The 20,701-nt window shown below is 41.6% G+C and carries 17 protein-coding genes; 9 read left to right on the top strand and 8 right to left on the bottom strand.

Annotation, left to right across the window (positions count from 1 at the left end):
* From ACILP5_RS01270 to ACILP5_RS01250, 5 genes are all read right to left on the bottom strand, one after another.
* The gene (locus ACILP5_RS01270) at nt 1-1,284 is read right to left on the bottom strand and encodes an FGGY-family carbohydrate kinase (protein WP_395616834.1); all 1,284 of its coding nucleotides are present in this window, start codon (nt 1,282-1,284) and stop codon (nt 1-3) included.
* Nucleotide 1,285: 1 nt separating this feature from the next.
* Entirely contained in the window at nt 1,286-2,545 is a 1,260-nt protein-coding gene (locus ACILP5_RS01265; RefSeq protein WP_395616833.1) for a TIM barrel protein, read from the bottom strand.
* A gap of 4 nt (nt 2,546-2,549) precedes the next feature.
* A complete protein-coding gene (locus ACILP5_RS01260; RefSeq protein WP_395616832.1) occupies nt 2,550-4,628 on the bottom strand; it encodes a bifunctional aldolase/short-chain dehydrogenase in 2,079 nt (692 codons plus the stop codon).
* A 147-nt stretch (nt 4,629-4,775) separates the two neighbouring features.
* The gene (locus ACILP5_RS01255; RefSeq protein WP_395616831.1) at nt 4,776-6,098 is read right to left on the bottom strand and encodes an amidohydrolase; all 1,323 of its coding nucleotides are present in this window, start codon (nt 6,096-6,098) and stop codon (nt 4,776-4,778) included.
* A 9-nt stretch (nt 6,099-6,107) separates the two neighbouring features.
* A complete protein-coding gene (locus tag ACILP5_RS01250; protein ID WP_395616830.1) occupies nt 6,108-7,031 on the bottom strand; it encodes a TIM barrel protein in 924 nt (307 codons plus the stop codon).
* Nucleotides 7,032-7,105: 74 nt separating this feature from the next.
* Between ACILP5_RS01250 and ACILP5_RS01245 the strand changes: the two genes are divergently transcribed.
* A complete protein-coding gene (locus ACILP5_RS01245; protein WP_395616829.1) occupies nt 7,106-8,350 on the top strand; it encodes a replication-associated recombination protein A in 1,245 nt (414 codons plus the stop codon).
* Here the strand turns inward: ACILP5_RS01245 and ACILP5_RS01240 are convergent.
* Together ACILP5_RS01240 and moaC are read right to left on the bottom strand one after the other, a co-directional pair.
* The gene (locus ACILP5_RS01240) at nt 8,325-8,978 is read right to left on the bottom strand and encodes a thiamine diphosphokinase (RefSeq protein ID WP_395616849.1); all 654 of its coding nucleotides are present in this window, start codon (nt 8,976-8,978) and stop codon (nt 8,325-8,327) included. The two genes, ACILP5_RS01245 and ACILP5_RS01240, sit on opposite strands and share 26 nt — an antisense overlap.
* Nucleotide 8,979: 1 nt before the next feature.
* Nucleotides 8,980-9,453, bottom strand: a complete 474-nt coding sequence (moaC, locus tag ACILP5_RS01235) for a cyclic pyranopterin monophosphate synthase MoaC (protein ID WP_395616828.1) — start codon at nt 9,451-9,453, stop codon at nt 8,980-8,982.
* A gap of 84 nt (nt 9,454-9,537) precedes the next feature.
* On the opposite strand from moaC, the gene ACILP5_RS01230 reads away from it, so the two are divergent.
* Genes ACILP5_RS01230 through ACILP5_RS01215 form a run of 4 tightly spaced genes read left to right on the top strand, consistent with a single transcriptional unit; the run spans nt 9,538 to nt 13,914 of the window.
* Nucleotides 9,538-10,674, top strand: a complete 1,137-nt coding sequence (locus tag ACILP5_RS01230; RefSeq protein ID WP_395616827.1) for a molybdopterin molybdotransferase MoeA — start codon at nt 9,538-9,540, stop codon at nt 10,672-10,674.
* A gap of 6 nt (nt 10,675-10,680) precedes the next feature.
* Nucleotides 10,681-11,694 (top strand): dipeptide epimerase, encoded by a 1,014-nt coding sequence (locus tag ACILP5_RS01225; protein ID WP_395616826.1) that lies wholly within the window; start codon nt 10,681-10,683, stop codon nt 11,692-11,694.
* Nucleotides 11,691-12,695: an aminotransferase class I/II-fold pyridoxal phosphate-dependent enzyme gene (locus ACILP5_RS01220; RefSeq protein WP_395616825.1), complete on the top strand. Its 1,005-nt coding sequence runs from the start codon at nt 11,691-11,693 to the stop codon at nt 12,693-12,695. The genes ACILP5_RS01225 and ACILP5_RS01220 overlap by 4 nt, the downstream gene beginning before the upstream one ends.
* A 25-nt stretch (nt 12,696-12,720) precedes the next feature.
* Nucleotides 12,721-13,914 carry a serine hydrolase gene (locus tag ACILP5_RS01215; RefSeq protein ID WP_395616824.1) on the top strand — a complete coding sequence of 398 codons (1,194 nt, stop codon included), beginning with the start codon at nt 12,721-12,723 and terminating at the stop codon, nt 13,912-13,914.
* Here the strand turns inward: ACILP5_RS01215 and lgt are convergent.
* Nucleotides 13,907-14,737: a prolipoprotein diacylglyceryl transferase gene (gene lgt / locus ACILP5_RS01210; RefSeq protein ID WP_395616823.1), complete on the bottom strand. Its 831-nt coding sequence runs from the start codon at nt 14,735-14,737 to the stop codon at nt 13,907-13,909. The two genes, ACILP5_RS01215 and lgt, sit on opposite strands and share 8 nt — an antisense overlap.
* 377 nt (nt 14,738-15,114) lie before the next feature.
* Between lgt and ACILP5_RS01205 the strand changes: the two genes are divergently transcribed.
* The 4 genes from ACILP5_RS01205 to ACILP5_RS01190 all read left to right on the top strand — a co-directional run bounded on the left by ACILP5_RS01205 (nt 15,115) and on the right by ACILP5_RS01190 (nt 20,701).
* A complete protein-coding gene (locus tag ACILP5_RS01205) occupies nt 15,115-16,281 on the top strand; it encodes a hypothetical protein (protein WP_395616822.1) in 1,167 nt (388 codons plus the stop codon).
* A 64-nt stretch (nt 16,282-16,345) separates the two neighbouring features.
* The gene (locus tag ACILP5_RS01200; protein ID WP_395616821.1) at nt 16,346-16,918 is read left to right on the top strand and encodes a hypothetical protein; all 573 of its coding nucleotides are present in this window, start codon (nt 16,346-16,348) and stop codon (nt 16,916-16,918) included.
* 24 nt (nt 16,919-16,942) lie between these two features.
* Nucleotides 16,943-17,698, top strand: coding sequence for an NIPSNAP family protein (locus tag ACILP5_RS01195; protein ID WP_395616820.1), 756 nt, complete (start codon nt 16,943-16,945; stop codon nt 17,696-17,698).
* A gap of 6 nt (nt 17,699-17,704) precedes the next feature.
* A complete protein-coding gene (locus ACILP5_RS01190; RefSeq protein ID WP_395616819.1) occupies nt 17,705-20,701 on the top strand; it encodes a PVC-type heme-binding CxxCH protein in 2,997 nt (998 codons plus the stop codon).

Genomic DNA, 20,701 nt, shown 5'->3' with positions numbered 1-20,701 from the left:
TTAAAATCGTTTCAATTGAATTAAATTCTTGGGTGTTTCCCCATCGTATACCACCAATGCAGCACCTAAAGCACTCGCTTGCGCTACTTCCGCCGCATAAACCTCCACTTTTGGCAAAGCATGTGCTAATAAGCGCATGTACCATTCATTTTTACTAAAACCGCCATCCACCAGCAATTGTTTGACCGGCGCATCTTTCAGCAATAGGTCTAAACTATGGAGTTGTTGACCTACCAAATCTACCATGAATTGATCATACGCCGAAGCTAAATCCGGAAAATCCGTTAAATCCCTTGTAGCAAAGGCACATTCAAAAACAGACGAGCCCCTACTGGACAATGAAAATACCCGCTCAGCAAACGTTAAATCTTTGTAAGAACCGCCAAAATGCTTTTCCATCCTGGCTACCTGCTCCTCGTGAAAATGCCCACCGAACAGCCGAGAGGCCTTCACAGGTTTTCCATTGGGCTGTAAATAGCACAAGACATCTTCCGCTAATTCCTCGGCGCTTAAAGGCGATTCATTAAACGGGTGCATCGCAATGCACCAGGTTCCAGTAGATAACAAAACAAATTCATCTGAAATCGTTCGTAAATAAGGAACAAGCGCCGCTGACGAATCATGCAAACCTAGACCGTAGTTAATCCCGTCGATGGGTAGAAATCCTTCACTCGAAATAGGAGCTAATCTATCCTGAATAGCGGAAACCCAAGGATGGTATTGACCTAAATCAAAATCCCACAATGCGGTATGACAACCTATGGACGTGATTTCAGATAAAAACTTACCCGTAAACAGAAAAGCGAGGTAATTAGGAAAATGTAAAGCTTTAAAAACCTCAGGCCAAAAAGGTCTAAAGGTGGATTCATACACCTGCAAACCCGAATTCAAATTCCCCAAGATTGGTGAAGCTGTCTTGCGGGCAAACTCGTCCTTTCCACTATGCTCCAGATACGGAAATGGTTTCGAAATAGGTTTTAAATAATTATACAAAGGTGCAACCGGTTCGCCCACCCGATCTGCATAGACAAAGGATGCACCATATGCGGAGAAATTTAATCCGATAATCTCAAATTCAGGTAGTTGACATAGCTCTGTAAAGGTGGATACAATCCATTGTTGAAGTGCCCCTAAATCCTCGCAGGAAAAGCCGTCTTCGTCTACAATCTCGTCGAAAGTCTGCTGCTTCTCAAACACAATCTCGAAAGTTGTTGACCAGAGAAAGACCTTCTTATTGGTCTTTCCTATGTCAAATACCGCGATAACTGGTGTTTTCAAACTCATCTTATAAACCCGTCGCTACCGTTTTAGCACCCCGCGCCACGATTAATTGCTCGCGCATTTTCTCTTGACGGAACAAGGCGATTGGATCTAGAGCACCGCCTAATTCCAAACGCGCTTGAGCCACTAAAGCGCGCACATCGGTGCGGAACACCGCCTGTAAAATTTCTTGGCAACGCACCACATCATTGGCTTCTCGTGCAGCTTCTAAAGCCGCGCGATCTACCAATAAGGCTTGCGCATAAGCGATTTGAATCGCCTCCACGGATTGCAATAAATCTTCTAGTGGATCTTTTACGTTGTGGGAAGCATCGATCATCCAACCTAGGTCTTTGGCATGATTCATACCTTTTGCGTCCATTCCGTCTACTAATTCGTTGAAGATCAAGAACAACTGATACGGTTTGATCGAACCAGCCGTCAAATCATCATCACCGTATTTCGAATCATTGAAGTGGAATCCACCTAATTTGCCTTCCATCAACAAAATTGAAACGATTTGTTCGATGTTAGCATTCGGTAAATGATGTCCTAAATCGACCAAAGTCTTCGCTTGTGGCCCTAATTTATTGACCATCGAATAGGACGCACCCCAGTCCCCCACCGTGGTTGAATAAAAGTTCGGTTCGTAGGCTTTGTACTCTAAATACAAGGCCCAATCCGATGGAAGTGCCGCATAAATCTCCCGCAAACTATCCACCGTACGCTCATAGGCATGACGGAAATTTAGTTGACCTGGAAAACAAGAACCATCTGACAACCAAACGGTTAAAGCCTTAGAACCTAGAGAGACCCCGTGCTTAATCACCTCAATATTGTGATCAATCGCCTGCTTCCGAGTCGCCGCAGAAACGTGTTGCAAGGATCCAAACTTATAGGAATGTGCTTGATCAGACTGATCTTGAAAGGTATTCGAATTCACTGCGTCGAATGCCAAACCATGTTGGGCTGCTAGTGAACGAATCGCCGCTGGATCTGTTGGGATATCCCATGGAATATGCAACGAAATCGCTCCAGATGATTGATTTAAGGCATGCAATAAACCTACATCCGCTATTTTTTCCTCCAAATTACGGGGTTCGCCTCCACCAGAGAACCGGCCGAAACGTGTTCCTCCCGTACCTAGAGCCCATGAAGGGATCGCGATTTGAAAATCCTTTAATTTCTGTAGAATACCAGCAGGTAAATTCACCTCGGATTTCAAGAAATCCAATCGGCGCGTATGCTGCGCTAACAAAGCATCGTTATGGCTCGAAATATTCATCTTATTATCTTAAAAATCCTGCAGCTACACCTCCGTCTACGTTGATAGCATTTCCTGTTGACTTATTCAATAAGCCCCCCACGAATGCGAAGCACGCGTTAGCAATATCATCCGGCAAGATTGATTCATTTAACAGCGTACGTTTCGCGTAATAAGCTGGTAGTTCGGCGACTGTTATGCCATAGGCTTTCGCGCGACCTTCGGCCCATCCGCCTGCCCAAATATTGGAATCTGCAATCACCGCATCTGGATTTACCGTATTCACGCGAATGTGATCCGGTCCTAATTCAGCCGCTAATAAACGCGTCATGTGCGCCTGCGCTGCTTTTGCAGAACCGTAACCCACATTATTAGGTCCAGCCACAAAAGCATTTTTTGAAACAATATTCACGATATCGCCACCCAATCCTTGCTTGCGCATCACCGCAATCGCCGCCTGTGAAACCAAGTATTGACCTTTCACTAATATATCATATAATTTATCCCAATCAGCCTGCGTGTGCTCCAAGATTCCTTTTGAAATAGAAATACCCGCATTGTTGACGATTATATCCACTCCCCCAAAATCCAAACAAGCCTGCTTCATCGCCGCTTCGATCGATTCTTGATTAGTCACATCAGCGATCACTGTGGAAACGACGTCCTTGCCGAACAAGCCCACAAATTCCGCTTTAGCCTCCGCTAAACGATCCGCATTTACATCATTTAAAATCACGCAAGCACCTTCTTGAGCCATCTTTTTGGCAATCGCTTTTCCGATTCCTCCACCTGATCCTGTAACAAACGCCACACGTCCTGACAAAGCTTTCGGCTTCGGCATGCGTTGAAGTTTTGCTTCTTCTAATAACCAATATTCGATATTAAATGCCTCCTGACGAGGTAAAGAGGTGTAAGAAGAAATCGCCTCCGCGCCGCGCATCACATTAATGGCATTGGTATAAAACTCAGCGGCAACACGGGCAGTTTGCTTGTCTTTGGCAAACGTAAACATCCCCACACCCGGGTATAAAATCACTACCGGATTCGGATCTCGCATTGCCGGAGAATTCGAATGCTTGCAGCTATCATAATAAGACGCATACATCTGACGGTATTCAGCAAACAAAGGAGTCAAGGCTTCCACCGATATATCCGACCCTAGTACCAATGGCGAAATTTTTGTCCGCAAGAAGTGATCAGGGCAAGAAGTTCCTAAAGGAGCTAAACGATTTAAATCGTTTGAATTGATGAATTGTAATACGCGTTCGTCATCTGAGAAATGACCCACCATCTGCACATGGGAAGAACAGAAACCACGTAAAACGGGTGCCAGGGAAGCTGCCTTAGCCATGCGCTCCTCAGGAGAAAAGGATGACATGCGAGCTCCTCCAAAAACATTCGCCGTTTTCGATTCAATGTATTCCGCACATTTCTCTATGACTTCTAGTGTATTCAGGTAACATTCGTAAGACGTATCGCCCCAAGTAAATAATCCATGGGAGCCTAACATGATGCCACGCAATTGGACACCACGTAAAGCTGCTTCTTCCAAACATGTCTTTAGTTGCAAGCCTAAATCAAAACCAGGACGTTGCCAGCCTACCCAACCGATCTGCCCACCGAATAAGTCTTTCGTAATTTGCTCACCATCTTTCGAAGCCGCGATCGCAATCGCTGCGTCAGGATGTAAGTGATCTATGTGTTTAAATGGCAAAAATCCATGCAAAGGCGTATCGATGGATGGGGCTTTGGACGATAAATCAAAAATGCAATGATTAAACAATTCTACCATCTCATCTTCGTGTTCCAAACCTCGGTACACATTAGTTAATGAAAGCAAACGCTCCATGTACAAAGCCGCACAACCTGATTTTTTCAAGGTTCCGATATCTCCGCCCGATCCTTTAATCCACATTACTTCCGTCTCAGATCCCGTTAAAGGATCCTTGTCCTGTATTTTTACCGAGGTATTTCCCCCGCCATAATTGGTAATGCGTAAATCCGCTCCTAAAATATTAGAACGGTAGATGAATAGATCGACTTCATTTCCGGCAAGCGCAGCTGCTTTTGCGTCATCCCAGAGATACGATACGTGTTTGTACATGTTAAATTTATTATATTATAATTACAATGTTAAAAGGGCTCAATGGCCCTAGTCTACCTAGGGTAGTTCGAATTATTTTTTAGCCTTAATCAGTTTTTAGGAAACTATTGGTAAAAAAAGAGACGCGAAAATCGCGTCTCTTAAAATCTATTTCTTTTTCTTCGGTTGCGCCATGTCCATGTAGTCAACAACTAAACTACCCAGAGCTTTAACCCCCACTTGGAATTGACTCTCATCTAAGTAAAAGTCTGGTGTGTGGTGACCTGCCACTTCGTTCGCCTTTTTATTATCAGGTCTTGCCCCTAAAAAGAAGAAGAACCCAGGAACTTTTTGTTGGAAGAAAGAAAAATCCTCCGCACCTGTGTGCGCTGGAACTGTTCTAACCCGATCTTTACCATTCACACCTTGCAAAGTAGGCAACATTTTCTCCACCAATTGCGGATCATTATAGGTCATAGGATATCCTGTTCCAATCGTCACATCCGCTTTTCCTCCACCACTTTCAGCAATATTCGTCGCGATATCTTTGATGCGCTTGTGTACTAATTCACGTTGTGCTGTACCAAAAGTCCGAATGGTTCCAATCATATGAGAAGATTCCGGAATGATATTTTGGCGAATACCACTGTGAATCGCACCCACGGTAACAATCGCAGGATCTTCAGTAATATTAACAGAGCGAGAAACAATCGTTTGTAGCCCCATCACAATTTGAGATGAAATCACAATCGGGTCAATTCCAGTCCAAGGACTTGCGCCATGCGCTTGTTTCCCTTTGACCTTGATGTCTAATTGATCCACAGCTGCCATCGTTGCACCTGGTTTGTATTCAATAACCCCATTGTCATTTCCCGCGCCAATGTGTAAACCGAAGATCACATCGACTTTTGGATTTTCTAACACGCCCTCTTTCACCATTAATTCAGCACCCGCTAGAATTGTCTCGCCTTTGTCATTATAAACGCCTTCTTCAGCCGGCTGGAAAATGAATTTCACAGTCCCCGCTAAATTTGCTTTTTCTGAGGCTAAAATTTCTGCAACACCCATTAAAATAGCCACATGAGAATCATGACCGCAGGCATGCATTACGCCTGTTTTTTGGCCATTAAAATCGGTAACAACCTTAGATTTAAAGGGTATATCTACACGCTCCGATACCGGTAAACCATCCATATCCGCACGTAAAGCAATAACTGGACCTGGTTTTCCACCTCTCAGAATTCCCACTACGCCCGTGTAAGCTACTTTTTCTTGCACCTCAATTCCCAAGGAACGTAAATGTGCTGCGACGATTCCAGCTGTACGCACTTCTTGGTTACCTAATTCAGGATGTTCGTGAAAATCACGACGCCAAGCGATAACCTTGTCTTTCATGGCATCTGCTTTTTGAGCGATGACCGGTTTCAAATTAGATTGCGCATCCGCTAAAAAGGGAGCAGCTAATAAGCTGATTAAAACAATTTTTTTCATAGTATTTTTTTATTTGTAACCCCATCCACGCATGATCGCAATATTCTGCTTCATACAATCCAATGGCTTTAATCCTTGGTATGATTCTTGTTCGATAATAAAATGTTTTGTTCCACCTTCTTTGTCCCCTAATTTAACTAAGGCTTGAACGTCGATTTGACCAGAACCTTTACCTAAAATGGTGGATTCGAATTTCTCATGTCCAGCGGATGATGGTACCTCATCTTTCACGTGCATCGACACGAAACGACCTGGGAATTTCTTCATGACCTCGGCAGGAACTCCTCCTCCGTTAATCATATTACCTATATCTAATTGTTGAGCAACCAGCGTAGGATCGGTATTATTCAACATGATGTCATATAATAATTCACCATCTAGTTTCTCAGAGAACTCGAAATCGTGATTATGGTAGCCGAAACGCATGCCCGATTTTTGGCATAATTCACCAGACTTATTAAAGATATCCATGTACTTTAACAATAGGTTCTTATCCTTGCGAATCCCCATATCGATGGACGGACTAATAACTAATTCCTGACCCATGACAGCGGCATCTTCTACCGTATATTTCCAAAGGTCGGTAAAGTCTTTCTTCGCATCATCCCAATGCGGTTTGCCCATTACTGTGTGACCTGAAGGCATTTTCATCCCTAAATCATCTAGGCGCTTTTTGAATTCTTTTGCTTCCCAACCATAAAATTTACGGCCAATGTAATTCGCATGCTCTACATATTTGTAGCCCATTTCTGCCAAAGCGTTTAAGGTGCCTTGTGGATCTTTTCGCATATCCTCGCGGATAGAGTATAATTGAACTCCAACTAATTTCTTGTATTTAGCAGCTGCTAAAGCTTGCAAGGCTGGAGAAGCGAAGGCCAAAGCCCCAAGTCCCATGGCCGAATTGCGTAAAAAGGAACGTCTAGAATGATTCATAATTGATAGGTTTATTTAGGACGTCAAGCTACAAATTCTATTTCTATTTTACAAAATTCCCGTAACTTCGAATCATGATGCAGCCCCTCGCAGAACGAATGCGCCCTACTATATTGGATGAATATATCGGCCAAGAAAAGGTGGTGGGTGCTAATGCACCTTTGCGAAAAGCGATTGAGGCGGGGCATTTACCTTCCTGCATTCTTTGGGGACCTCCAGGTGTGGGAAAAACGACGTTGGCCACTTTATTATCTGGTGCGCTAAAGCGAACCATGTACTCGCTTTCTGCAGTGCAATCTGGGGTGAAAGAAGTGCGAGAGACCCTAGAATTAGCGAAGAAGAATCGCATGTTTGAGGCACAATCGCCCATTTTGTTCATCGATGAGATTCACCGTTTTTCGAAATCCCAACAGGACTCGCTTTTAAATGCAGTAGAAAAAGGAATCGTCACCTTAGTAGGCGCGACGACAGAAAACCCGTCCTTCGAGGTTATTTCGGCCCTTTTATCACGCTGCCAAGTCTATGTGTTGGAATCGCTTTCGAATGAGCACCTGAATCAGATGCTATCCAAAGCCATCGCAACCGATGCGCTATTCAAAGATAAAAAAATCACATTAACAGAAACCGATGCCCTCTTCCATTTCTCGGGAGGAGACGGAAGGAAACTCCTGAATCTATTCGAATTGCTAATCACAACCGAAGGGGGAAACGAGCTCGAAGTAACCAATGCCCTAGTCACTGAAAGATTACAAAAGAATCTGGCGCAATACGATAAAGACGGAGAACAACATTACGATATTATTTCAGCTTTCATCAAATCGATCCGAGGATCGGATCCGGATGCGGCCGTTTATTGGTTAGCTAGAATGCTGGCGGGCGGTGAATCACTTGAATTCATTGGTCGTCGACTTTTGATTCTAGCCTCAGAGGATATTGGATTAGCGAATCCCAATGCGCTGTTATTAGCCCAGTCTTGTTTCGATTCGATCAGAGTGATTGGGAATCCCGAGTCACGCATCATTTTATCTCAAACCGTTATTTATTTAGCGACGTCGCCCAAGAGTAATTCAGCCTACAACGCCATCAACAAAGCCATGGCCTATGTAGATCAAACGGGGGATTTACCAGTGCCTTTGCATTTACGCAATGCGCCCACGCGAATGATGAAAGATTTGAATTATGGGGCGGATTATAAATACCCACATGATTTTCCGGGAAATTGGGTGGAGCAGAATTACTTTCCTGAGGTTCCTTCAAGGCCGATCTTTTACAAGCCTGCTGATCAGGACAAAATTAATCGTGGCACTCCATTAAAATAAGCGCCCCACTTTCATACGAAATTTTCACAATTCCATCTTCGCGCGCCTCATTGCTCGAACTTGTTTGGGTCCCAAGCTTTAAAACGGGATGATTTAAGTCGTATAACAAGCCAGACGAAATCACATTTATCGCCTCTCCATAAGGAATCAGAGAAATAGGCGTACTCGCCGGATACCACTTTTCAAAACTGGGAGGCAACAAATACGATGTAGAATAATCGTCAAAAAACACGATTTTCAATTGACGTCCGTAACGTACTAGTGAATGAAAATTATTCAACGTATGGTCCATTCGCTTTCCCGACGCCCAAACGACATTAACGGCAGGATAACCTTCTTCAAGTAAATATTCGAATGCCTTTTCCAGATCGGTTAAATTTTGATCAGGTGTATGGATTTTTTTCAAGGGATAATCGGAGTAATCCGCCTCGTGAGTATGATCAAAATCCCCTAACCAAACATCCACTTTAATTCCTAAAGAAACTACGCGCTCAATCGCTCCATCCAACACCACTACCGTAGGAGACCACTCTAATAATTGCTCCACTAAATCCAACGAGCAAGCCTCCCCATTCGCGATAATTAGCGCGGGTTCTTGTTTGTCTCGAATGATGTGGTGAGAGGACATATTAGGCTTGGAAATCGGATTTGCCACCTGACTTTGAGATCAGCTTTGTTTCTTTTATGAGGATACCTTTAGACACGGATTTACACATATCGTAAACCGTTAATGCAGCCACAGAGGCTCCTACTAACGCTTCCATCTCTACTCCCGTCTTCGCTTCTAAGCGACAAATGCAAGTAATAATGATTTGATCTTCCTGGACCTCTGTTTCAAATTTGCAAGAATCAAGACCGAGCGGATGACATAATGGGATTAAATCAGACGTCTTTTTCGCGGCCATCGTACCGGCAATAATTGCTGTTTGAAGGATACTTCCCTTCTTATTTTGCCAGCCAGCGGCCTCAAAATGCTGTACAATTTCTGCTCCTAAATAAACGATGGATTGCGCTTTCGCTTCTCGAACCGTCTCGTTTTTTGCACTTACATCCACCATTCCTGGGGTGCCATCAGATTGCAAGTGAGAAAAGTCTGTTGACATAGCTGATTTGAAATTTAGAAGACAAAAATACGGGAGAATTAGCAAAAAATAGCGAAATTTAACAAATACGATAAAACACTACACATGATCAGCCCACTTGAAGCGATTGAACTTTTAAAAAACATCACCATTCCTTTCCGTACGGAAAAAATGCCTTTGGCAAAAACGTTAGGAATGAACATCGCCGAAAAAATCGTGGCAGATCGCGACTTCCCTCCTTTTGACCGTGTCATGATGGACGGAATCGCAGTAAAAGATATCACGGCTCCTACCTGGAAAATTGAAGGTATTTTATTCGCAGGAGAACCTGTGAAAGCCATCAAAAAAATTGATGGTGCCCTAGAAATCATGACAGGTGCTACCGCTCCGAGAGGCACAGAGGCGATTATCAAAATCGAAGATCTGAGCATTGAAAAAAAGATAGCTTCGTATATCGGTAAAACCCCTTTAGAAAAAGGGCAATTCATTCATTTACAAGGGGCGGATGCGCCTGCAGGATCCGTTTTGGTAAAGAAAAGAACGAAGATTGGACCTGTCGAAATTGCGATAGCAGCAACGGTAGGTAAAGCACATATTGAGGTGGAATCAAAGCCGCACGTGCATATTTTCTCCACAGGCGATGAGATCGTAGGTTTGCACGAAACACCTGCAGATCACCAGATCCGTAGCTCAAATGTGATGATGCTAAAGTCGGTTTTATTGTCCAAAGGATTCAAAGCTAATTCTAGCCACCTAGCCGATTCAGCTGAAAAAATTAAATCTAGTATTGATAAGGCATTGGAATCTAATGATATTATTTTATTATCTGGTGGCGTTTCAGCGGGCAAAAAAGATTTAATTCCAGGTGTTTTAGCGGAAGCCGGATTCGAAACGGTATTCCATAAAATTTCTCAAAAACCAGGCAGGCCCTTGTTAGTGGCTACGCGCCCAGATGGAAAAGTGGTTTTTGCTTTCCCAGGAAATCCCATTTCAACTTTAACCTGTTTTTGGGTGTATTTCCTTCCATGGGTATCTGGCGAATGGGCTGAATACAACGTAAAAGAAATCAAATTCCTACCTAAGCCATCCGCTGAATTAGACCAATGGATTCCGGTGGAAAATGGAGAAGTTTTAGCTCATAATGGATCAGGGGACTTGATTAATTGGTCGCGGGCGGATGGATTAGTTTGGCAAAAAGCAGGTGATAAATCGAAAAAATTGCCCTATATTCCACTCAAATAAACGCGTATGGAACTGAAACTTCATACTTTCGATCTACCTCTGAAACACACCTTCACGATTGCACACGAATCGAGAGATGTGCAGCCTACCTTAATTGTGGAATTGAGTTGGCATGGTAAAAGTGGATTTGGAGAGGCAACGGAGACCCCATATTATGGGGTTACGATGGAAAGAATGAAGGCACAGATTGAATCAATAATCGATTTATTGCCACACGATATTCTTCCCCATCCTAATGATTTTTGGACGATGATGTCCAAGTCACTACTAGATGAGCATCCGTTCGCCCTTTGTGCGTTGGATGTGGCCTATTGGGACCTCTGGGGTAAGACGCATAACAAGCCACTTTACGAAATATGGGACTTAGATATCTCTAATAATCCCATCACAGATTACACGATCGGTATGGATAAGGTGGAGAAAATGGTTGCCAAAATGAAGGAAACCCCCTTCCCTCTCTATAAAATCAAATTAGGTACCCCAGACGATTTGGAAATCGTAGAAGCTTTGCGACGCGAAACAAACGCGGTATTTAGAGTCGATGCGAACACTGCCTGGTCTGTTGAACAAACCATTTATTTCGCACCTGAACTAGAAAAATTAGGAGTAGAATTCATTGAACAGCCCTTGAAAGCGGATAACTGGGAGGGAATGAAACGGGTATACCAAGAATCTACTTTACCTATTATTGCGGACGAGAGCTGCATTCTGGAATCGGATGTGGAGAAATGTGCCGGCTATTTTCATGGAATTAATATTAAATTAATGAAATGTGGCGGGCTCACGCCCGCTTTGCGAATGATAAAAAAGGCCAGAACTCTCGGCTTAAAAGTCATGGTGGGCTGTATGACCGAATCGACGATCGGATGTTCTGCCATAGCACATTTACTTCCCTTATTAGATTACGTAGATATGGATGGCTGCCTTTTAGTAGATGATACAATATCACAAGGCATCACCATTGATTATGGTGTGGTATCTTATTCAAATTTACCTGGAACGGGTGCCACGTTGTTATGAGCTATTCGCTGCTAGAAAATCATATTCCAGGACGGAAAATAAGCTATGAGGGAGCCGAATACCTATGGCTAGGAGGTACGAATTACTTGGATATTGGTGCGCATCCTACCTTTCAGAATGCCCTAAGGGAAGGAATTGAACAATATTCCCAAAACTTCGGTAGCTCCCGTCGCAACAATTTACAATTCTGCGTTTGGGAGGATTTTGAACAAGCATTAGCCGTTCATTTTAACGTGGAAGCCGCCGCCTTGTGTTCCTCCGGTTTAGCCGCTGGACAAATTGCCGTTCAATTCGCACAGCAAAAAGGATTGACCTTGAACCTAGCACCTCAAGCGCATCCAGCTTTATGGCGCCATCCGCATAAACCTTTTACCGGAAGCTATTCCGAATGGATCTTTAGCCATCAAAAAGGACAAATTTTAGCTTCAGACGGCATCGGTACTCCTTGGATAAATACCTTTGATTTCTCGTTTGCAAAAGCGATGGACCCAAGTAATTACTTAATCGTGGACGAGTCTCACCGTTTAGGTATTCAAGAAATTTACCTTCCATGTGCAGGTAATTTACTTCAAACGGCCTCTCTTTCAAAAGCGTTTGGTTTACCCGCTGGAGTAATTTTAGGGTCTGAAAAAAATATACAAGAAATAAAGAAAGACCCATTTTGGGTAGGTTCATCGCCTCCTAATCCTGCTTTTTGTCAGGCAGGATTGAAAACGATGGAGGCTTATAAAGAGCAAAATCAACAAAGCAAAGCCTTGGCAAATCGCTTCGCAGCAAACCTACAGGGTTTTGAGGTGGCTGTGACCTATCAAGCAGGTTATCCTGCCTTTTGTTCCAAAGCACCAGGCCTATTCGAACACCTCAAATCATCTGGCATTTTAGTGAACCAATTTGCTTATCCAGATATTACTGCGCCACCCAGTTGCCGCGCCATCTTACCCACCTGTCTGACATTAGAAGATATTGATACAATTACAGATGCCATTAAAAGCTATGCCTAAATTCTTGTTTATATTACTGATCAGCATGAGTACATTCGCTCAAAAGCCCACTAATATCCTAGAGAAGTTATTACTTTCTCATCCGGATAAATTCAAAAAACTTACGGATAATCCTGAAAAATACCGTCTCCAAATTCTCTATACACAGATTGATCGGGATGCAAAAAATAAACCCACACTGACAACCTATGCTTATCGGTCTGATTCAACCGAATATTTTTACCCAGCGAGTACGGTAAAATTAGCAGCAAGTGTTTTGGCCTTAGAAAAACTAAACAGCTTAAAAATAGATAAGGCAGCTACCCTATATACGCTAAAAAACCGCCCATCCCAACTTGAAATAAAGACCGATTCCACTTCGGCTTCGGGCCTACCCAGTATCGAGCATTATATTAAAAAGATTTTATTGGTGTCTGATGACAATGCCTTTAATCGTTTGTATGAGTTTTTAGGCCAAAGACCTTTCAACGAATCCATGCAATCTAAAGGATTTTATGGCGTGCGTATAACACATCGACTCTCTATTTCTTTACCTCAAATAGAAAATCAATACACGAACCCGATTCAACTAGTAAATGCGGAAGGCAAAACCCTCTTTAAGCAAGAAGAAGCATTTAATGACCGGCCATATGGCGCGAACAAGCCAATTTTAATCGGTAAAGGGACGATGAATGATAAAGGCGTAGTGGAAGATCATCCCTTAGACTTTAGTCTAAAAAATGCCTACCCATTACAAGCACAGCATCTTTTTTTACAACGATTAATGCTTCCTGAGGCTTTTGCTAAAGAAGATCAATTCAAAATTTCGAAAGAAGATTACCAATTTCTGTATCGGTACATGTCGATGTATCCTACGGAATCAATAAATCCTGAGTACACAGACAAATTTGCTGCTTATTGCAAATTCTTGTATTATGGATCGGAAAAGAAGGCGACATTAAATCCCTCCATTCGAATTTATAATAAAGTAGGAGATGCGTATGGATTCCTATTAGATAATGCCTATGTAGTAGATTTTGACAAAAAAATCGAATTTATCGTGACGGCCGTCTTGCTATGCAATGAAGACGAGATTTTCAACGATGATAAATACGATTATTTTTCTATCGGATTTCCGTTCTATAAAAACCTGGGTGAGACAATATATGAATACGAACTAAAACGACCTAAAAAATACCTGCCAGATTTATCACATCTGCGTTTAGATTATACTAAGTAGTTTTTCGCTTGGAATATAATAGAACACCGATCCCGAAAAGAACTGCAGGAATGGATAAGATTTGACCCATATTAAAGGTCATCCCATTTTCAAAAGTACTCTGATTCTCTTTCAGAAACTCATAAAAAAAGCGTAGAGTAAACACGAAAATCATAAAAATACCTGTAAGTGAGCCCTCTTGGACCTTGGCTCTTTTTAGATTCCATAGGTACAATAAAATGAAAAATAAAAGCAGGCAAGAAAGTGCCTCATACAATTGAGATGGGTGACGGGGTACAACGAATGAAGCTAATCCACTCGGATTAAACTCGTAATCGCGCATAAACTTAAAGCCCCAAGGCAAATCTGTCGGTTTACCAACAATCTCAGAATTCATCAAATTCCCAAACCGAATAAAGAATCCTGCTAAAGCTGCAACGATAACTATCCGATCCGTCACATAGAGATATGATTGTCCTTTGTTTTTCTTCGTATATAAATAAAAGGCTGTAAATAAACCAATCGCCGCACCATGAGAGGCTAAACCAGAAAATGGTGGGGTAATCATATGAATAAAAAAACGAACAGGATCAGCTAAAAGTAAAGGAAATTCATAAAAGAAATAATGCCCCATACGCGCACCCACAATTGTTCCCACCATGGTATACAATAATAATTGATCTGCTTGCTCAACAGGTCTCCCCTCCTTTTTGAACATATAACTCACGACCTGAAAACCGGCTAAAAAAGCTAAGGCAAAACAAAAACCATACCAACGAATAGGGAAACCCAAAAGGGTAATGATAGTAGGGTCCGCATTCCACTCAATAAATAATAAGCTCATAGTATTTTAGTCTTTCGACCAAAATTAAACATTATTTCTTTGAGTTTTTAACAAAAACTTGGATAGTCTTTTTAATAAACTTCGCAGGGTATAAACGATGAGGGAAGCCTAAGGACATGGCTTGAAAACTGCAAAAAACGAGTATTAGGACAAGAAGCTGACGTTTTTTCATGGTGGTTTGATAAATCTTTGGCAAAGATATAAAACAAAAGGTACTTTGCAATACAAGGTACTATAAATTATCAAGTAACTTATAATTTTGTATCCAAGATGCACCCGTTCGTCGATAGGTTGCTCCACTTTTTCTTTTTTTCAAAGAATATCTATATAATTGGAAAAGATTTACCGTTTGATAAACCAAATCAACTTTTAAAATCATGAAAACAAAAATTTCATTAATCGCGTTTGTTTCCCTACTCGCTTTAAATGCGTGTACAAAAGATCAAAATGTAGACCCACAAGAGGCTACAATGCTAGCACCTCAAGATGTCCCTGTTCTTGTAACACAAGCAGTATCTAAGGTATATCCGAAAGCGACTTCTGTTGACTATTCAACTCTTCAAACAAATTCTCTTTATGTCGCAAATGTCATTGCACCTACTACGGAGGCTCAAGTTGTCGTCTCCAATAAGGGGATCATTAAGGAAGAGGCCGTGAAAATAGCCAAATCAGAATTGCCAGCTGCAATACTCACCTACTTAGATACAAATTTTCCAGGGTCAACCTTTGAAAATGCATTCAAAAAGACAAAAGGGGAAAAATTAGGTTTCAGAGTTGAATTAATTTTCAACAAGGAAAAATATTCTGTATTCTTTGATCAAACAGGTGCTTTTTTAAACCAAATAACGGGTTTACAAGGAAAACCTGGAAAGAAAGGTCCAGCACCAGTAGCAACAGAAATCGCCCTAATTGATCTACCTACGGCAGTAAAATCCACCATTTCTGGATATACATTTAAAAGAGCCTTTTTAGTAAAAGATCCGAAAGGCATGGAAGTATACCATATCCGTATTGACAAACTAGGAGTTCCTTATGATTTAGTAGTTGATAGAACAGGTAAGATTTTACATACAAAAGAGGTTAATACAAAAGGTCCAAATTTTACTAAAATTGAATTAAAAACACTACCAGATGGTTTAATTAGCTATTTAAATGCAAACGTCACAGGATATAAGTTAGATTACGCTGTCGCTATTTTAAAAGATTCTGTCATTGTTGAATACCATATAGGTGTTACCGTAGGCACCACTAAAAAAGATATTCATTTAGATGCTAAATTCCAGGTTCTTCCTCAACATCAGGGAGGAAAATCAGGTCATAATCCTCCAAATCTAGGCATTAAAGAATTGAAGGCTTCGGACTTACCTACCACAGTTAAGTCCTATTTAGACAGTAAGTATGCAGGTTGGGCCTTCGTTAAAGGCGCAAGTGGTTCAGTGGATAATGTGGTGAAGTTTTACCATGTGGTTATCGAAGTGGCCACTAAAAAATATATGATTGAATTCGATGGCAGTGGCGCATTTAAGAAGGCCGTTTCTCTTTAAATTTAATCTCTATTGGATTTAAAAAAAGGCTTGCGATTGCAAGCCTTTTTTAGGTTATTAGAGCATGCAAAACATCGAACCATCGTTCCAATGGGAATCTATTTATATGGCTGCAAAGGATAAGAAGTCCCCCTTCTTTGGCAGACATTATTCCCAAACTACCTATGAAAATGATATTTATGGCTATTATATTCATCCTTTATGGGATGATATAGGCTCGGAGACCCTATTTTGCAAAATTTTATTCACAGATTATACAACAAAATATACCATTATCGAATTATTCGGGGAATGGAATGATACCCTCCATAACGATGTAATGCATTTGAAAAGAACCGTAGTGGATCATTTTGTCGATGCAGGGATAAAGCACTTTATTTTAGTGGGAGAGAATGTGCTTAATTTTCATGGATCTTTTGAGGACGACTACTATGCAGAATGGTTTGAGGATGTGGAGGATGGCTGGATTGCGGCAATGCATTTTGCGCCTTTTGTGGAGGAGGAATGGGCCAAATACAAGATAGATTACTACGTGAATTTTGGCGGAAACCTTCAGATTCCGAACTGGAGAACACTAAAGCCAGAGATGCTATTTTTTATGATTGACAAACTATTAAAAAGACGATTAAATCCGTAAATTCGTCCAAACCTATTTAAACACATGAAAAAATTAATTCTTTTGACCTTGCTGTGTGCAGGTCTATTTCCCTTTGCTGTAAACGCAAAAAAAGCAGATAGTCGTTATTTTGAAATGCGTATCTATTATTGCCATCCCGGTAGATTAGATGCCTTGATTCAACGATTCACGAATCATACGACGAAGATTTTCGAAAAACACGGTATGACAAATGTGGGCTATTGGATCCCCACTAATAATACTGAAAATGCACTTTACTATATTTTAGCCTATCCATCGAAAGCGGATCGCGATTCTTCCTGGAAGCATTTTAGTAGCGATCCTGAGTGGAAAACTGTCTCAAAAAAATCTGAAGAGACTGGTAAAATTGTCGCTAAAGTAACCAGTGTATTTATGAATGCCACAGATTTTAGTCCTAAGATTAAACCTTCAGGCGGCCCTGTAGATCAAGTTTTTGAACTACGTACCTATTCACAATTGCCAGGCAGAAATCCAGCAATTTTAGCGCGTTTCAGAGATCACACGACGAAGATCTTTAAATCGCATGATATCAAAAACATCGCCTACTTCACAACCATCGAAAAGGACCCAGCTGTTCAAAGCAAATTAGTATACCTTGTTGCGCATCCATCTGAAGTAGCTGCAAAAGCAAATTGGGCTGCTTTTGGAAATGATCCAAAATGGAAAAAAGCATCAGCTGACTCAGAAAAAGACGGCAAGATTATAGAGAAAATTGAGTCCGTTTTTATGACCCCTACTGCCTTTTCAACTATTCGTTAAGGAATTATGAAAATCACTAAAAACGCTCCGCTCCTACTGCTAGGTGGGATGATTAGCCTTGTTAGCTTAGGTATTCCTAAGATGACACAGCTAAAAAAAATCACCGCTGATTCAGTCCAAACAAAGGTTTCAACGCTACAAGTCCCTGTGGGCTTAGAATTGAAGCAATTCGCAGCTGAACCGATGCTAATCAATCCCACTAATATTGATGTGGATTCTAAAGGTCGCGTTTGGGTATTAGAAGCTTATAATTACCGTCCTGGAATTAATGGGAATCCGACGAATCCACAAGGGGATCGAATCTTAATTTTAGAAGATACGGATGGTGATGGACAGGCTGATTCACGAAAAATTTTCTACCAATCCCCAGAAATAAATTCTCCACTGGGAATCGCGGTTTTAGATTCGATGGTCATTGTTTCACAAAGTCCGTACATCTGGAAAATGTTTGATGATAACAGGGATGGAAAAGCGGACCGAAAAGAAGTGATGTTTTCCGGAATTGGCGGGGAGCAACATGATCATGGGGCGCATGCGTTTACTTTTGGCCCAGACGGAAAACTGTATTTTAATATCGGAAACGAAGGAAAGCAATTGTTGGATGCCAAAGGGAATCCAGTCTTAGACCAAGATGGAGATCCAATCGGCCCTAAGAAATACCGCCAAGGAATGGTTTTTCGATGCAATCTAGATGGTAGCCAAGTCGAGGTTTTAGGTCATAATTTTAGAAACAATTTTGAGGTCGCGGTCGATTCCTATGGGGGGCTTTGGCAATCAGATAATGATGATGATGGCAACAAAGGGGTTCGAATCAATGCCGTTTTCGAGCATGGAAACTACGGTTGTGTAGATGAAATGACGGGAGAGGGTTGGTCTGTAAACCGTACAAACATAGAAAAAGAAATTCCGTTGCGTCACTGGCATTTAAATGATCCAGGCGTTGTACCCAATTTATTGCAAACAGGGGCAGGTTCACCTACTGGGATGATCATTTATGAAGGAAATTTATTGCCTTCTATCTTCCAAAATCAAATGATTCATACCGATGCAGGTCCTAACATCGTTCGTTCTTATGCAACAAGCACATGGGGTGCCGGTTATGAGGCAAGAATTAATAATTTAATCAGCTCACGAGATCAGTGGTTTAGACCCGCTGATGTGGCTACCGCACCCGATGGATCACTTTTTATTGCAGATTGGTACGATCCAGGCGTAGGTGGACATCAAGCAGGGGATCAGGCCAAAGGCCGCATTTATCGAATTGCCCCCAAAGGACACGTATACAAAACAGCGCCTATCAATCTCAATACGCCCGAATCAGCTCTAAGAGCACTCGAGAACCCTAATTTAGAAACACGTTTCCTTGCATTTCAAGCGTTGCAAAAGATGGGAACCAAGGCTGAAACGGTGTTAGAAAATGAATTTAACACGCATGAAAATCCCCGATTTAGGGCAAGAGCATTTTGGGTATTGAATAAGGGCATTCGTTCCAATGAATTTATTCAAAAAGCATTTGATCAAGCTAATCCAAACCTAAAAGCAATGGCTATTCGTGCAGTGAAACAAAAGCCATTTACAGAATGGTCTGCACTCGCTCAGAAAGCAGCAAAAGATCAACACGCATCCGTGAGGCGTGAATTAGCGATTGCGCTGCGCCATCTTTCCGGTGAGGATGTGAATAAACTTTGGGCGAGTCTTGCCATGCGACATGGAGGTGTAGATCGATGGTATTTAGAAGCCTTAGGTATCGGGGCAGATGGAAATTGGGATGAACGATTTGCGGCTTATTATGATCTTAAAACGGAGAATTCCAAAGGATATGCGGATATTGTTTGGAGAGCACGGACAGAGAAAGCACTACCGGCACTCATCGAACTGATTGGAAAAACTAAGTCGCCTGCCTATTTCCGTGCCTTGGATTTTATGCCCGGGGACCAGAAATCAGAGGCCTTGTTTGGTCTAATTCAAGGTCCATTTGCTACGGACGCAACCTCACAATTAGAGGCTGTTCGGCATATGAAACCAGCCTATATTTCCAGCCATCCCGAGGTTAAACAACTATTAATAAGCTTGTTAAAGCAAACCACTGGGAAGCAATACTTGGAGTTAGTAGATTACTATCAATTAAAAGAAGAAATCGATCGAGTGTTAGGAATGGTTCTTTCCCGTACCGAGTCTACTAAAGCTGGCCAAGTGTTATATAACTTGCCCGGTGGTTCAGCATTAATTCGATCTAAATTTCTTTCAGGAAATGAATCGGAACAATTGGCCTTAATCGAGTCCTTGCGTTACCAAGGAAAAACAGAATCAGCTCAATTATTGTTTGAGGCTATTTCGAATCCGAAACTAGGTAAAGCCGTGCAAATGCAAGCTGCAAGAGTTATTGGAAATGCTTATCCAACGGAAGAATTTGTCTTGGATTTATTAGATAAAAAGAAAATCGCACCTGCTTACATTCCTCTAGTAGTAGAAAGCCTTCAAAAGGCTTGGAGAAAGTCGATTCGAATCAAAGCAAATAGTTATTTAGACAAACATCAAACAGAAACCAAAAAAACACATCCAGCGACAGCCGAATTAATTAAAATGTCAGGAGATGCAGTGAAAGGAAAGGTTGTATTTACTAATTCGTGTGCGATGTGTCATGTGGTAAATAATGAGGGAATTGAATTAGGACCTAAGCTATCTGAAATAGGATCCAAATTATCCAAAGAAGGATTGTATATGTCTATTTTGCATCCAAATGCAGGGATTGGTTTTGGCTACGAAACCTTTGAAGTGAAGACAAAATCGGGGGATACCTACCAAGGAATTATCGTTTCAAAAAACGAGACTGATATCGTATTACGAATTCCGGGTGGATTGGTAAAAAGCTTTAAAACATCTGCCTTGAAATCTTACAAACAAGTACCAGACTCCTTAATGCCAGAAGGTTTAGCCGATGGAATGAATACAACAGAATTAGTTGATTTAATTGAATATTTATCCACTTTAAAAAAGAAATAA

Origin of the sequence: Aquirufa sp. (assembly GCF_044239315.1) — a bacterium.
Taxonomy (GTDB): Bacteria; Bacteroidota; Bacteroidia; order Cytophagales; family Spirosomataceae; genus Aquirufa.
Note: the sequence above shows the minus strand (reverse complement) of the source record. Positions and strands in the feature narration are given on the sequence as shown.

What these genes read in the sequence shown, in the direction of transcription:
- ACILP5_RS01270 (WP_395616834.1), bottom strand. Translation starts at nt 1,284, where the DNA reads ATGAGTTTGAAAACACCAGTTATCGCGGTATTTGACATAGGAAAGACC.
- ACILP5_RS01230 (WP_395616827.1), top strand. Translation starts at nt 9,538, where the DNA reads ATGATCAGCCCACTTGAAGCGATTGAACTTTTAAAAAACATCACCATT.
- ACILP5_RS01205 (WP_395616822.1), top strand. Translation starts at nt 15,115, where the DNA reads ATGAAAACAAAAATTTCATTAATCGCGTTTGTTTCCCTACTCGCTTTA.
- ACILP5_RS01245 (WP_395616829.1), top strand. Translation starts at nt 7,106, where the DNA reads ATGATGCAGCCCCTCGCAGAACGAATGCGCCCTACTATATTGGATGAA.
- ACILP5_RS01195 (WP_395616820.1), top strand. Translation starts at nt 16,943, where the DNA reads ATGAAAAAATTAATTCTTTTGACCTTGCTGTGTGCAGGTCTATTTCCC.
- ACILP5_RS01225 (WP_395616826.1), top strand. Translation starts at nt 10,681, where the DNA reads ATGGAACTGAAACTTCATACTTTCGATCTACCTCTGAAACACACCTTC.
- ACILP5_RS01240 (WP_395616849.1), bottom strand. Translation starts at nt 8,978, where the DNA reads ATGTCCTCTCACCACATCATTCGAGACAAACAAGAACCCGCGCTAATT.
- lgt (WP_395616823.1), bottom strand. Translation starts at nt 14,737, where the DNA reads ATGAGCTTATTATTTATTGAGTGGAATGCGGACCCTACTATCATTACC.
- ACILP5_RS01190 (WP_395616819.1), top strand. Translation starts at nt 17,705, where the DNA reads ATGAAAATCACTAAAAACGCTCCGCTCCTACTGCTAGGTGGGATGATT.
- ACILP5_RS01220 (WP_395616825.1), top strand. Translation starts at nt 11,691, where the DNA reads ATGAGCTATTCGCTGCTAGAAAATCATATTCCAGGACGGAAAATAAGC.
- moaC (WP_395616828.1), bottom strand. Translation starts at nt 9,453, where the DNA reads ATGTCAACAGACTTTTCTCACTTGCAATCTGATGGCACCCCAGGAATG.
- ACILP5_RS01255 (WP_395616831.1), bottom strand. Translation starts at nt 6,098, where the DNA reads ATGAAAAAAATTGTTTTAATCAGCTTATTAGCTGCTCCCTTTTTAGCG.
- ACILP5_RS01200 (WP_395616821.1), top strand. Translation starts at nt 16,346, where the DNA reads ATGCAAAACATCGAACCATCGTTCCAATGGGAATCTATTTATATGGCT.
- ACILP5_RS01215 (WP_395616824.1), top strand. Translation starts at nt 12,721, where the DNA reads ATGAGTACATTCGCTCAAAAGCCCACTAATATCCTAGAGAAGTTATTA.
- ACILP5_RS01250 (WP_395616830.1), bottom strand. Translation starts at nt 7,031, where the DNA reads ATGAATCATTCTAGACGTTCCTTTTTACGCAATTCGGCCATGGGACTT.
- ACILP5_RS01260 (WP_395616832.1), bottom strand. Translation starts at nt 4,628, where the DNA reads ATGTACAAACACGTATCGTATCTCTGGGATGACGCAAAAGCAGCTGCG.
- ACILP5_RS01265 (WP_395616833.1), bottom strand. Translation starts at nt 2,545, where the DNA reads ATGAATATTTCGAGCCATAACGATGCTTTGTTAGCGCAGCATACGCGC.